Here is a 12995-nt window from a genome sequence, read left to right on the forward strand (position 1 = left end):
GCCTACTCCTTGGCGACGCGTTTCATGTCCGCATCCATCATCATGCGGATCAGGGTGTCGAGGTCGGTCTTCGGTTTCCAGCCGAGTACGCGCTGGGCCTTGGCCGGGTTGCCGAGCAGCACTTCGACCTCGGCCGGGCGGAAGAATGCCGGGTCGATCTTCACGTAGTCGCGGTAGTTGAGACCCACGTGATCGAAGGCGATGCGGCACATCTCGCGCACGGTGGTGGTGACGCCGGTGGCGACCACGAAGTCGTCAGGCTTGTCTTGTTGCAGCATCAGCCACATGGCTTCGACGTAATCGCCGGCAAAGCCCCAGTCGCGCTTGGCGTCGATGTTGCCCAGGGCCAGTTCCTGCTGTTTGCCCTGCTTGATTCGGGCGGCGGCGTCGGTGACCTTGCGGGTCACGAATTCGATGCCGCGCAGTGGCGATTCATGGTTGAACAGGATGCCGCTGCTGGCGTGCAGGTTGAAGCTTTCGCGGTAGTTGACGGTGATCCAGTGGCCATAGAGTTTGGCCACGCCGTAAGGGCTGCGCGGGTAGAACGGGGTGTTCTCGTCCTGTTGCTCGGCCTGGATCAGACCGAACATTTCGCTGGTGGACGCCTGATAGAAGCGCGTGTGCGGGCTGAACTGGCGGATGGCTTCAAGCAGGTGAGTCACGCCCAGGCCATCGACGATGCCGGTGGTCACCGGTTGATCCCAGGACGCGGCGACGAAGCTTTGTGCGGCGAGGTTATACACCTCGTCCGGCGCCGACTTGATGACTGCGCGCTGCACCGAGCAGGCGTCGGCCATGTCGCCGTCCAGGTACACGATGTCGCCTTCAACGCCCATTTCCCGCAGGCGCCAGCGCGAGTCGCTGCTGCGTCGCGCCACCAGGCCGTGAACCTTGTAGCCCTTGTCGAGCAACAGTCTGGCCAGATAGGCGCCGTCCTGGCCGGTGATCCCTGTGATCAATGCACTTTTTGTCATTCTTGTCGTACTCGCTTCTCCCAGTCGGACAGGATCGCCCGCAGGGATTGTTGTATAGAGATTTGCGGCGTCCATCCTGTGGTCCGGGCGAGCCGTTGATGGCTGCCGCAGACGCGACGCTGATCCGCGCGGCGCATGCGCGCCGGATCCTGAACCAGTTGCAGCTCGACCTCGGCCAGGTCGCCCATCTGCTCGATGAGGCTGCGAATGCTTTGCTCATGGCCCGAGCAAATGTTGTACACCTGTCCCGGCGTGCCTTTTTCCAGCAGCGCGAAATAGGCCGAAACCACGTCGTCGACGTCGAGGAAGTCCCGGGTGACATCGATGTCGCCGACTTCCAGCTGCGGCGCTTGCAGCCCTTGCTTGATGCGGTTGATCTGCCGTGCGGCGCTGGCGATCACAAAGCTGTCTTTCTGCCCGGTACCGATGTGGTTGAACGGACGCGCCACCAGCACTGGCCAGCTTTCGCTCAGGCCCCATTGCAGGCTGAGGAATTCGGCGGACAGTTTGCTCACGGCGTAGGGATTGCGCGGGCAGGGCGGCTGTTGCTCGGTGATCGGCAGTGCGGATTCGTCGACCTGACCGTACACGTCGCCGGAACTGACGTACAGGAACGGGCCCTTGAAGCCTCTGGCCTTGAGCGCCTGCAACAGATTCAGGGTGCCGAGCAGATTGATGTCGAAGGTGCGGGCCGGATCGCGGAACGCCTCGGGGACGAAGGTCTGGCCGGCCAGGTGAATGACGGCGTCAGGCAATTGCGGCCACAGGTCGACAAGGCTTTGCGGATCCGTCAGGTCATAAGGTGAAGCGGCAGGCAGCAGTTCCCACGCCGAGTCATCGAGCATCAGGCGCGACTGGATATGTTGTCCCACGAATCCGCTGAGACCCGTGATGAACAGACTTCTTTTCAAACAGCGACCCCTTGGTCTTTAACTCTCACCTTTTCCCACAGGCTTGAATGGGGAATGTCTGTCAGACCGTGTGTAAGTTTCGGTCGGAAGACGGGTGAAGTCGTTGTTGTAGTTGTTTGGCTGCCAATCTGTGCCAATTGCGCGGCAATTTCAACCGACCAAACCGTGACCGGTCAGTTCTCGTCAGCGTAGCCCGATTTTTCTCGCCGGGCGGTTCACGAATCCCGAACGGATGTGTTTAGAATGCCCCTCGTCGCGGTTTGCCGAGCGTTGCCGGAGTGGTAGCGCGGCACGGTGAAACTGACCACTAAAACAAGAACGACGACGTGCTTCGGGACACAGGATGATTGTCGGCCATGCCGACCCGATCCGATGCCTGGCCGTCATAGCGTGAGGCTGCCGGGATGGTGGCCGCACCGTGGGATGCCATGAATTTCATTCTCTACTCGGACGTCAACGACCGCTCCATCAGCCAGAGTCTCGGGCGTCCCGAATACAGCTATTACTTCGTGCTCAAGGCCTATCGCCCGGTGCTCGAAAGTCTGGGCCGGGTGCATGTGGTGTCCACTCGCGCCGAGGTCGATCCACTGTATCGACAGCTGCTCGCTGCCGGCGAAAGCAGTGTGTTCCTGTCCTTTACCCCGCCGCAGAATACCCCGACCGATCTGGAATGCCCGACGATCTGCGTGATTGCCTGGGAGTTCGACTCCATCCCCGATGAGTCGTGGGACGGTGATCCGCGTCAGGACTGGACACAGATGCTCGCACGGCAAGGACGGGTCATCACGTTGTCGAGCCACACCGCCCGGGCGATCCGCCGGGCCATGGGCGAAGACTTTCCGGTCCTGGTATTGCCGACGCCGCTGTGGGAAAACTTCGCGGCCATTCGTGAGCAACAGGTCAGCACGCCGATCAACCCCGGAACCACGCTGGCGATCAAGGGCTGCATTTTCGACAGCCGTATGCTGGGACTCTGTGCCGATGACTTGCTGCCCAAACCGCTGACCGCCGAACAACTGGCCGATATCGAGGCACGGCGCCCGCCACCCCTGACACTCAAGCGCCGACTGGTCATCGCCCGCCATTACCTGCGTCTGTGGGCGTTGAATCCGAGCGATCAACCCGAGCCCATGGCCCGCGTGAAATACCTGCACCACGGCTACTGGGAAGGCTTTCGCGATCTGTTTTCGGACAAGGTCCATGCCTGGCTCGAACGGCACCTGCCGAACATTGCCGGTCCCCATGAAGTGGCGGTGGACGAACCGCCGCTGGAACTGCCGGACACTTCGACAGTGGTGGAAACCACCGTCGATGGCGTGATCTACGTCACTGTGTTCAACCCCAAGGATGGCCGCAAGAACTGGCATCAACTGATCACGGCGTTCTGCTGGGCATTTCGAGAAACGTCTGACGCGACGCTGGTGTTGAAGATCACCCAGAACGATCTGGCGTCCTACTACAGCGAACTTATGACCCTGCTCGCGCAACTGACACCGTTCGCCTGCCGGGTGCTGGTGATGCATGGCTATCTGGACGATCCGCAATATGCGCGGCTCTACCAGGCCGCCAGTTTTTACGTCAACGCGTCACGTTGCGAAGGCCTGTGCCTGCCGCTGATGGAGTTCATGTCCAGCGGCAAACCGGTGATTGCTCCGGATCACACGGCGATGGAGGACTACATCGACGACGCGGTGGCCTTTGTCGTCAAGTCCAGCGAAGAGCTGACGATCTGGCCCCAGGACACCCGCATCATCTATCGCACCCTGCGTCACCGGCCGGACTGGGGCTCGCTCAAGAGTGCTTACGAGAACAGTTACCGTATGGCCAAGGCGCAGCCGCAGGACTATCGCCGAATGTCGGTCGCCGCTGTCGAGCGAATGCATGACTACTGCTCTTTCGCCCCGGTACAGCAGCGCCTGGCGGACTTCTTCGGCCTGGTGCCGGCGGCTGCCGATGACGCCCCCGTGACGGACAACGCCCCATGCTGATCATCATTCATTCGGAAACCAACCAGCACACCATCGCGCAGAACCTTGGCCGTTCCGAGTACAGCTATTACTTCGTGCTCAAGGAATACCGCCCGGTGCTCGAGCGTCTCGGGCGGGTGGTGGAAGTGATGGACCCGGCCCGTGAAGTCGACGCGCTGTACCTGGAATGCCTGGCCCGTGGCGAACCGTGTGTGTTCCTGTCGTTCTCGCCGCCCCATCGAACGCCGATTCATCTGGCTTGCCCGACATTGCCGGTGTTCGCCTGGGAGTTCAGTAGCATCCCCAACGAGCCTTTCGACGGCGAACCACGCAATGACTGGCGCACGGTGCTGAGAGCCTGCGGGGCGGCAATCACCCATTCCAGCTACACGGTCAACGCGGTGCGCGAGGCCATGGGCGCCGACTACCCGATTGTCGCGGTGCCGGCGCCGGTGTGGGACCGCTTTGCCGCCCGGGGCGCCCAGTTGCAAGGGCAGCTTTCGACGGGGCCGGTGCGCCTGAAGATCAAGGGGCTGGTGGCCGACAGTCGCCAGCTCGATCTCGACGCCTTCGGCCCGAAGCATCTGCGCCGTGGCAAAGGCATCGACTTCGAGGCGCCGGTTCGCGAGCAGGAGCTGTTGCTGGACGGCGTGGTGTACACCTCGGTGTTCAACCCCGGTGACGGGCGCAAGAACTGGGAAGACATGCTCAGTGCATTCTGCGTGACGTTCCGTGAGGTCGAAGACGCGACGCTGGTCCTCAAGCTCACCCACCACGATGCCGAAGAAGCCCTCAGCGACATCCTTCATCACCTGTACAAAAACCGCTCCTACCGCTGCCGCATTGTGTTGATCTACGGCTACCTCGCGGATGCGGACTACGAGCGCCTGGTGCAGGCCACTCGTTATGTGGTGAACACGTCCTACGGCGAAGGCCAGTGCCTGCCGCTGATGGAGTTCATGTCTTGCGGCAAACCGGCGGTGGCGCCGCGCACCACGGCGATGATCGATTACCTGAGCGAAGACAATGCGTTCCTGGTCGAGTCCACCGATGAACTCACCGCGTGGCCTCACGATCCGCGCAAAGCGTTCCGCACGCTGCGCTACATGACCAACTGGGCGTCCGTCTGCGTCGCCTATCGCAACAGCTACGAGGTGGCGAAACACCAGCCACAGCGTTACGCGCAGATGTCGGCGCAAGCCGTCCTGAGCCTGCAAGGGTTTTGCAGTCAGGCCGTGGCCGAGCAGCGTTTGCGGGACTTTCTCGCGCAACTGTTCGAGCATCGCGCAATGGCGGCGGTCGAGGCTTCCGGCTCATGATCCGCGCATTGATCAGACGCCTGCGCCCGGCGGCGCAACCCGCGCCAGTGCCTGCCCCTGAGCCTGTCAGCGAACGTGGTTCACCGCGGGATATCGGCTTGCTCGACGCGATCCTCGATGGCTGGTTTCGCGCTGACAGCGGCGAGTTGCTAAAAGGGTTCGCCATCGGTGCGGACGATACCTTGCTCGATGTCGGTTGCGGTGAAGGTGTGGCGACCCTGTTCGCGGTGCGTCAGGGGGCGTCGGTGATCTTCACCGACAGCGAGCTCGACAAGGTCCGTGAACTCGCCCGGCAGGTCGAGGCGCAATCGACCCGGACGAATCTGGGCCTGGTCAGCAACAGCCTGCCATTGCCTCTGGCCGATGGTTGCGCCAGCAAAGTGGTGTGCATGGAAGTGCTCGAGCATATCGACGAACCCGAACCGTTCATGGCCGAACTGGTGCGCATGGGTCGTCCCGGTGCTCAGTACCTGCTGAGTGTCCCGGCCCCGGTGGGCGAGCATCTGCAAAAAGGCATCGCCCCCGCCAGTTACTACCAGTCGCCCAATCATGTGCAGATTTTCACCCCCGAGCGGTTTGCCGCGCTGGTGGAGGACGCCGGGCTGGTGATCGAGCATCGTCAGGTCAACGGATTCTTCTGGGTGATGGGCATGATCTTCTTCTGGGCCAGCGAACGGGCGGCCGGTCGCGATCTGGAAGGCGCGGTGCGTGACCGCATCCAGGCGCCGTATCCGCCGTTGATGGAAAGTTGGGCGCGCACCTGGCAAGACCTGCTGGCGCTGCCCGACGGGCCGGCGATCAAGCAATTGCTCGATCAACTGATGCCAAAGAGTCAGGTGATCATCGCCCGCAAACCGCTGCAAACCGCTTCGTCCACCGCCGAACCTCTTTCTGGAGCCACCCCATGTTGAGCCTTTTGAAGAAACTCACGGCGACGACGCCTGCACAGCCTATCGCGCCAGTGGTCGAGGAGGTCGACACGTTCCAGCTCGGCTTGCGCGATGCCATGCTCAGCGGCTGGTTCAACCATGACACCGGCGAGCTGTACAAAGGCTTCACGGTAGGCCCCGAGGACACACTGGTCGACGTCGGTTGTGGCGACGGCGGCAACATGCAGTTCTGCGGGATGCGTGGGGCGCGGATTATCGTCGCCGACATTGACGCGGCGAAGATCGAAGCCGCCCGCCAGCGGCTCAGCGAAACCTCGGCGCGCAGCGTCGAATACCATGTCACCGACGGCAATCCGCTGCCGATCGCCGATGGCACCGCGACCCGCGTGGTATCCACCGAGGTGCTTGAGCATGTCGACGATCCGGCACAGTTCCTCGCCGAACTGGTGAGGATTGGCCAGCCGGGCGCCCTGTATCTGCTGAGCGTGCCGCATCCAAGCTCCGAGGATGTACAGAAAGGCATCGCCATGCCTGAGTATTTCGAAAAGCCCAACCACATTCGCATCATCAGCGAAGACCAGTTCAAAGCCATGGTCAGCGAGGCGGGCCTGGAGATCGTCAGTCACAGCCAGTACGGCTTTTATCGGTCACTGTGGATGTTGCTGTTCTGGGAAGCCAAGGTGGATCTGAGCAGCCCCGATCATCCGTTGCTCAATCAATGGACCAAGACCTGGGAGGCTGTGCTCAATTCGCCGCGCGGCACTCAAATCAAACATGCGCTGGACAGCGTCATGGCGAAAAGTCAGGTCATCATCGCCCGTAAGTCATAGAGCGCATTTTTCCGGGAGCGGCCGCGCTCCCGCCGGTTTTGTGTAACCTTGCAGCCTTGTGTTGCCATGGATTTGCATGTCATGCGGTTTCTCTTCGGGCTGTCAGCAATGCTTGCGGCAGCCCTGTTGCTTTCTGCCTGCGAGCGTCAGGACGCAGTACCTCTCGATCAACAACTGTACGTCTGGCAACGCCAGTGGACGCCGGCTCATGAGGCGGCGCTCAAGGGCAGCCGCGCGGATTTCTCGACCCTTCGGGTACTGGCGTTGCAGGCTTTCCCACAAGCAGGCTGGAGCCGTGCACGGATCGATCCGCCGTTGCTGAAGAGCGATGGCCGGCCGCTGATTGCGGTGATTCGCCTCGATGGCCAGCTCAAGGCGCTGGATCAGGAGCAGGTTACGGCGCAGATACTCCAGGTCATCGATGGCTGGCAGAGCCAGGGACTCACGCTGTCCGGGGTCGAGATCGACCACGATGCCGGTAACGCGCGACTGCCGGCCTACGCTGACTTCCTGACTCATCTGCGTACGGCTTTGCCGCAATCACTTCCCTTGAGCATCACTGCGCTGCCGGCCTGGCTCGACAGCCCGCAATTGCCGGCGCTGTTGGCGACGGTCGACAGCAGCGTGCTGCAGGTACATGCGGTCAGCGATCCGCGACGCGGTCTGTTCGACCCTGAGCAGGCGCGCAACTGGGCGAAGCGCTGGGGGAGGGTCAGCGATAAACCGTTCTACCTGGCCCTGCCGGCCTACGGTGTGGCGCTGTTGCCGGACAGTGGTGGTGCGCCGGTGGTGGAAAGTGAGGTGACGCTGGAGCGAAGCGGGGAACGCCGTGAATTGCTGGCCGACCCGCAGCAACTGAGCCGACTCGCCACAGAGCTGCGCGAGGATAGACCGGCGCACCTGGCCGGGCTGATCTGGTTCCGCCTGCCGCTGACCAATGACCGCCGTGCCTGGAGCCTGACCACTTTGCGTGCGGTGGCCCGAGGCGATGCGCTGTCCAGCAGACTCGGCATGAGCTTCAAGGCGCAGGACGGCCTCTACGACATCACGCTCGGCAACGCCGGTAACCTTGATAGCCCCTGGCCTGCGCGCTTGCAGGTCAAAGTCAGTGGCTGCGAAGGCGCCGATGCGCTGGCCGGTTATTCGTTGCAACAGTCAGCGGATCTGCTTACCTTCACCCGCTTGCGCGACGGCCGATTGCCGGCGGGCGGGCAGCGTGCGATCGGTTGGGCACGTTGCGCAAATATTGATCAAGGAGGTTCGCATGTTGACCCGTAACTGGCCCCGCCATCTGCTTTGCCTGAGCCTCAGCCTGCCGCTGGGATCGGCGCTGGCCTGCGGTCCGGATTTCCCGATGCGTCTGCTCGACGATCGCGGGCAATCGCTGGCGGAACTGCCGGAGGGCAACTTCAGGTTCGAAATCAGTCGCCTCGGCAAAGCCATTCCCGGGCTGAAGAACGTCACGGCGGTCACCTACAACCCGGACGACATCTATGGCGAACCGAAGGAGCCCGCTGAGTTGCGCGAGAAGGCCGAGCAGCTTGGCCTGAGCGCGGAGCAGCAGGCGCTGGTCAAACAACTGCGCAGCCTCACCGATGCGCGTCAGGTCGAAGAACAGGGCGCGAGCCTGCCGGCGGAACTGCGTCTGTATGTGGCGGGCGCCGTGGCGTTCGGCGCTGGCGATCATCAGCTGGCGGTCGAGTACTTCCGCCAGTTGCTGGCGCTGCCGGCCGATCAACGTGCGTTGCGCAGCACCTGGGCCGCTTATTCGCTGGGCCGGGCGTTCTTCGCCATGAGCAGCGAAGCGGGTGATGCGCTCGAGGCGCTGGAAAACGCCATCGAAGCCTTCCGCCAGACACGGCAATTGAGCATTGACGGTTTCAGCGATCCGCTGGAGCTGGGCGTGGCCAGCCTCGGAGAAGAGGCGCGAGCGCTGCGCACGGCGGGCAGTTGGGACAAAGCCATCGAACTCTATGCCACGCAAAACCTGCACGGTTCGAACGTCGGCTACACCTCGTTGAAGTTGTTGATGAACGATCTGGCCGAAGAACCGGAAGATCGGCTGGAAAAGTTGCTGCGTGGCAAAGCGGTGCAGCAATTGGTCACCGCCTCGCTGATCAGCCGGATCGGCTGGTCGTTCGGCGATGAGCCGCCGAACCAGAAAAAACTGATCAAGGCCCTGCAAGAGAGCACCCGCGGCAGCCTCGATAACGCGGATCGCCTGGCGGCCATGAATTATCAACAGGGCGATTACGCCAGCGCCAAGGCGTTCCTCGAACACGCCGGCGACAGCGGCCTGGCGTGGTGGCTGCGGGCGAAACTGGCGGTACGCGACGGCGATAAAAACGCCGCTGCAGCGGCTTATGCCAAAGCCGCGCAAGCCTTCCCGCAGGACGAGTCCTGGGGCGAACGGCGTACCGCCGACTGGAATCTGGAATCCCTTCAGCCTAAATGCCGGGTCGAAGGTGAAAGCGCGATTCTGGCGCTGCAACGTGGCGAGTATCTGCAAGCGTTCGATCAGTTGTATCGCAGCCAGAGCATTTACTGGTTCGACGCCGCGACGGTGGCCGAGCGGGTCCTTACGCTTGATGAGCTCAAACAGTATGTCGATGCCAAGGTTCCGGCGCCGCCCGCGCTGAGCCAGCAGGATCGCGACAATTACGTGCCGCTGCCGGTCGCTGCGAGCCTGCGCAATCTGCTGGGGCGCCGCTTGTTGCGTGAGGGGCACTACGAAGAAGCGGTCGGCTATTTCGACAATCCCGATCTGCAGCACAAGGCCCGGCTCTACGGCCAGCAACGGATGAAAGCCGATTCGGCGTGGTGGCCGACCAAGCGTGCCAGTGCGCTGTTCAATGCCGCGTGGACGGCCCGCGAGTGGGGCATGGACATCCTGGGCTACGAAATGGCCCCGGATTACGCGACCTTCGGCGGCAACTACAGCCTGGAAACCGCTGAGCTGAAAGTCGGGCCGCTGGTGAGCGAAGCCGAAGTACAACGGCAGAAAGCCAGCGAAGCGCAGCCGGATGAGCGCTATCACTACCGCTTCGTCGCCACGGCGTTAGCCAGTCGCGCGGCGGATAACCTGCCGCATACCAGCCAGGCGTTTGCCGCCGTGCTGTGTTCGGCCGCCGGCTGGAACAGCAGCCTGGAAGAGCAAAGCGCGTTGTACAAGCGCTATGTCGATGAAGGGCCTTACGTTCCATGGGCCGTGGATTTCGGTCATCAGTGCCCGTATCCGGACTTCGAAAACGCCGACAAGCGCTATGTCACCCAGGTGACCGATTCGGTGCGCTCGACACTGCGTCCTTACAAGTGGCCGGTGATCGGTGCGATTGTCGCGTTCACGGCCGTTGCGTTGTTGCTGATCAGCCGCCGTCAGCGCAAGGCCCGCAAAGCCTAAGCCTGCTGCACGAACGTCAGGCGCACGGCAAAGCCGATTAACAGGCTGCCGAACAACCACTGCTGTACCCGTTGGGCCGTCGGGCTGTGTTTCAGCCAGCGGCCCAACGCCGTGCCGAGCAAGGCATAGGCGCTGTCGAACAGCAATCCTGCGGCCACCAGCATCACGCCGAGCGCCGCAAACTGCGTCAGCACCGGTGCGCCATCCGCCACGATGAACTGCGGCAGCAGCACCGAGCAGAACAACAAGGCTTTCGGGTTGAGCAGGTTAGTCAGCAGGCCACGGCGAATCGCTGCGCGCCACTGACCAGGGCTGCCCGTTACGGTGCCGGCGTTCAGATCCGGCAGCAGCGTGGTGCGCAGGCATTGAATGCCGATCCACAGCAAGTACGCTGCCCCGGCCATTCGCACTGCATCGAACGTCCACGGCGCAGCCTTGAACAGCGCCGCCAGCCCCAACGCCGCGAGCGCAACATGACAGCCTCGGGCAATCGCCAGACCCACTGCCGTGGCAAGTGCCGCGCCGCGACCCTGGCGGGCACCGGTCTGCAGCAGCAGGATCATGTCCGGGCCGGGCAGCAGATAGACCACCGCCAAAGCCAGGAAAAACAGCCAGAGACTCGCCATGTCGTACCCCTTTCGTTGTCGATTCGGTGCAACCAGTCTATGGCCGAGGGGCAGGGCAGGTGCTTGCGTAGTTCGCTTCTATAACCGCGTAGATTGGCATAACCTGCTTTCTTTTTGCGATTACACCATCAGGATCTGCCAACCATGAAACTCGACGCTTTTGATCGCAAGATTCTCGCCGCGCTGCAACGGGACGGGCGCCTGAGCAACGTGCAACTGGCGGACGAAATCGGTTTGTCCGCGTCGCCGTGCCTGCGTCGGGTGCGCATGCTGGAGGAGGCCGGGGTAATTCGCGGGTATCAGGCGAATCTGGATCGCGATGAAGTGGGGCTGGGGCTGACGGTGTTCGTCGGGGTCAAGGTGGAACGGCACAACGATGAACAGGCCGAGGCGTTTCATCGCGCAGTGACAGCGTTGCCGGAGGTGGTTTCGGCGTTTCTGGTCTCCGGGGAATCGGACTTTCTGCTGCAAGTGGTGGTGCCGGATCTGCGCGCCTACGACCGTTTTTTAACCGGTTGTCTGCTGAAACTGCCGGGGGTGAGCGACATTCGCAGCAATTTCGCGATTCACACAGTGAAGACCCCAGGAGCGCTGCCCCTGGGGCACCTACCGTCCTGATACTTCCCGCATTACGCGGGAAGTATCCGCGAAGTGCTTACATTTGCGTTGCCATGCCCTCGACATTCATGGCGGCCTGACGCAGGGCCTCGGAACGGGTCGGGTGAGGGTGGCAGGTCAGGGCGATATCTTCGGCCGATGCGCTGAATTCCATGGCCACGCAATACTCACCGATCATTTCACTGACGCTCGGGCCGACCAGGTGCACGCCGAGGACTTCGTCGGTGTGCGCGTCGGCGAGGACTTTGGCAAAGCCTTCGGTTTCGTGATTGATCTTCGCCCGGCTGTTGGCGGTGAACGGGAATTTGCCGACCTTGTAGGCCCGGCCTTCGGCCTTGAGCTGCTCTTCGGTCTTGCCGACGCTGGACAGCTCCGGTCGGGTGTAGATCACGTTCGGGATCAGGTCGTAGTTGACCTCGCCCGCCTTGCCCACGATCTGCTCGATGCAGGCCATCGCTTCGTCTTCAGCCTTGTGCGCAAGCATCGGTCCGGACGTGACATCGCCGATCACCCAGACGCCCGGTGCTTCGGTGCGATGGTGTTTGTTGGCAAGCATGCCGCGTTTGTCGGTGCTGAGGCCGACGTTTTCCAGCCCCAGACCTTGGGTGTAGGGGCGACGACCGATGGCGACCAGCACGTAATCGGCTTCCAGCAGTTCGGCGGTGCCGCCGGCTGCCGGTTCGATGCTCAGTTGCACGCCGTTGGCCGAGGACGTGGCGCTGGTGACTTTTGAACTCAGTTTGAAGCTGATGCCCTGTTTGGTCAGCGAGCGCTGCAGGGTCTTGCCGGCCTCGCCGTCCACGCCCGGGCAGATGCGGTCGAGGTATTCCACCACCGTCACCTGCGCGCCGAGCCGGCGCCAGACCGAGCCGAGTTCGAGGCCGATCACGCCGGCACCGATCACCACCAGATGCTTGGGCACTTCGCTCAAGGACAACGCGCCGGTGGAGTCGAGAATGCGCTGGTTGTCGATCGCCACGCCGGGCAGGGGAGTGGGCTCGGAGCCGGTGGCGATGATGATGTCGGTGGCGGTGAGTTCGATGCGGCTACCCTGATAGCCGGTCACGCTGACTTTTCCGGGACCGTCAATATGGCCCCAGCCCTTGATCCAGTCGACCTTGTTCTTGCGGAACAGAAATTCGATGCCTTTGGTCAGGCCGGCGACGCTTTCGTCCTTCTGCTTCATCATTTGCGCGAGGTTGAGCGTCGGTTTGACCTCGATGCCGAGGTTGGCAAACTCCGCGCCCATTGCCGCATCGTACAGTTCGGACGCGTGCAACAACGCCTTGGACGGCATGCAACCGACGTTGAGGCAGGTGCCGCCCAGCGTGGCGCGGCCTTCCACGCACGCGGCCTTGAGGCCCAACTGGCCGGCGCGGATCGCTGCGTTATAACCGCCGGGCCCACCGCCCAGAATCACTACGTCATAGTTGCTCATGCGCTTACTCCTGGCTGAAGAA

11 protein-coding genes are annotated in these 12995 nt (G+C 62.4%); 7 read left to right on the plus strand and 4 right to left on the minus strand.

Translation table 11 applies throughout. The features are described 5' to 3' along the window. Positions 1 to 2 precede the first annotated feature (2 nt). Entirely contained in the window at positions 3 to 974 is a 972-nt protein-coding gene (gmd, locus tag AC07NR_RS10470) for a GDP-mannose 4,6-dehydratase (protein ID WP_085708757.1), read from the minus strand. Then, entirely contained in the window at positions 971 to 1885 is a 915-nt protein-coding gene (locus AC07NR_RS10475; RefSeq protein ID WP_248740333.1) for a GDP-mannose 4,6-dehydratase, read from the minus strand. The genes gmd and AC07NR_RS10475 overlap by 4 nt, the downstream gene beginning before the upstream one ends. A 428-nt stretch (positions 1886 to 2313) precedes the next feature. Between AC07NR_RS10475 and AC07NR_RS10480 the strand changes: the two genes are divergently transcribed. The 6 genes from AC07NR_RS10480 (at position 2314) to AC07NR_RS10505 (ending at position 10291) form a co-directional block, all read left to right on the plus strand. Further along, the gene (locus tag AC07NR_RS10480; RefSeq protein ID WP_495078525.1) at positions 2314 to 3873 is read left to right on the plus strand and encodes a glycosyltransferase; all 1560 of its coding nucleotides are present in this window, start codon (positions 2314 to 2316) and stop codon (positions 3871 to 3873) included. Continuing rightward, the gene (locus tag AC07NR_RS10485) at positions 3867 to 5171 is read left to right on the plus strand and encodes a glycosyltransferase (RefSeq protein WP_495078526.1); all 1305 of its coding nucleotides are present in this window, start codon (positions 3867 to 3869) and stop codon (positions 5169 to 5171) included. The genes AC07NR_RS10480 and AC07NR_RS10485 overlap by 7 nt, the downstream gene beginning before the upstream one ends. Continuing rightward, on the plus strand, positions 5168 to 6082 hold the full coding sequence (locus tag AC07NR_RS10490) for a class I SAM-dependent methyltransferase (protein ID WP_248740336.1): 915 nt from the start codon (positions 5168 to 5170) through the stop codon (positions 6080 to 6082). The genes AC07NR_RS10485 and AC07NR_RS10490 overlap by 4 nt, the downstream gene beginning before the upstream one ends. Then, the gene (locus tag AC07NR_RS10495) at positions 6076 to 6891 is read left to right on the plus strand and encodes a class I SAM-dependent methyltransferase (protein ID WP_248740337.1); all 816 of its coding nucleotides are present in this window, start codon (positions 6076 to 6078) and stop codon (positions 6889 to 6891) included. The genes AC07NR_RS10490 and AC07NR_RS10495 overlap by 7 nt, the downstream gene beginning before the upstream one ends. 81 nt (positions 6892 to 6972) lie before the next feature. Beyond that, positions 6973 to 8169: a DUF3142 domain-containing protein gene (locus AC07NR_RS10500; RefSeq protein ID WP_423204587.1), complete on the plus strand. Its 1197-nt coding sequence runs from the start codon at positions 6973 to 6975 to the stop codon at positions 8167 to 8169. After that, complete coding sequence (locus tag AC07NR_RS10505; RefSeq protein ID WP_423204586.1) at positions 8156 to 10291, plus strand: hypothetical protein; 2136 nt, start codon at positions 8156 to 8158, stop codon at positions 10289 to 10291. The genes AC07NR_RS10500 and AC07NR_RS10505 overlap by 14 nt, the downstream gene beginning before the upstream one ends. On the opposite strand, the gene AC07NR_RS10510 is transcribed toward AC07NR_RS10505, so the two are convergent. Continuing rightward, on the minus strand, positions 10288 to 10917 hold the full coding sequence (locus AC07NR_RS10510) for a LysE family translocator (protein WP_495078527.1): 630 nt from the start codon (positions 10915 to 10917) through the stop codon (positions 10288 to 10290). The two genes, AC07NR_RS10505 and AC07NR_RS10510, sit on opposite strands and share 4 nt — an antisense overlap. 144 nt (positions 10918 to 11061) lie before the next feature. Here AC07NR_RS10510 and AC07NR_RS10515 point away from each other — a divergent pair, with 144 nt between their 5' ends. Then, on the plus strand, positions 11062 to 11535 hold the full coding sequence (locus tag AC07NR_RS10515) for an Lrp/AsnC family transcriptional regulator (RefSeq protein WP_495078528.1): 474 nt from the start codon (positions 11062 to 11064) through the stop codon (positions 11533 to 11535). Between the two features lie 37 nt (positions 11536 to 11572). Here the strand turns inward: AC07NR_RS10515 and lpdA are convergent, their stop codons facing one another. Further along, on the minus strand, positions 11573 to 12973 hold the full coding sequence (gene lpdA, locus AC07NR_RS10520; RefSeq protein WP_495078529.1) for a dihydrolipoyl dehydrogenase: 1401 nt from the start codon (positions 12971 to 12973) through the stop codon (positions 11573 to 11575). Positions 12974 to 12995 lie beyond the last annotated feature (22 nt).

It is taken from the genome of Pseudomonas sp. GW821-FHT09C09 (assembly GCF_059418105.1).

Bases quoted from the DNA above. Each gene is read 5' to 3' on its own strand.
- gmd (WP_085708757.1), bottom strand. From the start codon at position 974: ATGACAAAAAGTGCATTGATCACAGGGATCACCGGCCAGGACGGCGCC.
- AC07NR_RS10480 (WP_495078525.1), top strand. From the start codon at position 2,314: ATGAATTTCATTCTCTACTCGGACGTCAACGACCGCTCCATCAGCCAG.
- AC07NR_RS10485 (WP_495078526.1), top strand. From the start codon at position 3,867: ATGCTGATCATCATTCATTCGGAAACCAACCAGCACACCATCGCGCAG.
- AC07NR_RS10490 (WP_248740336.1), top strand. From the start codon at position 5,168: ATGATCCGCGCATTGATCAGACGCCTGCGCCCGGCGGCGCAACCCGCG.
- AC07NR_RS10495 (WP_248740337.1), top strand. From the start codon at position 6,076: ATGTTGAGCCTTTTGAAGAAACTCACGGCGACGACGCCTGCACAGCCT.
- AC07NR_RS10500 (WP_423204587.1), top strand. From the start codon at position 6,973: ATGCGGTTTCTCTTCGGGCTGTCAGCAATGCTTGCGGCAGCCCTGTTG.
- AC07NR_RS10505 (WP_423204586.1), top strand. From the start codon at position 8,156: ATGTTGACCCGTAACTGGCCCCGCCATCTGCTTTGCCTGAGCCTCAGC.
- AC07NR_RS10510 (WP_495078527.1), bottom strand. From the start codon at position 10,917: ATGGCGAGTCTCTGGCTGTTTTTCCTGGCTTTGGCGGTGGTCTATCTG.
- AC07NR_RS10515 (WP_495078528.1), top strand. From the start codon at position 11,062: ATGAAACTCGACGCTTTTGATCGCAAGATTCTCGCCGCGCTGCAACGG.
- lpdA (WP_495078529.1), bottom strand. From the start codon at position 12,973: ATGAGCAACTATGACGTAGTGATTCTGGGCGGTGGGCCCGGCGGTTAT.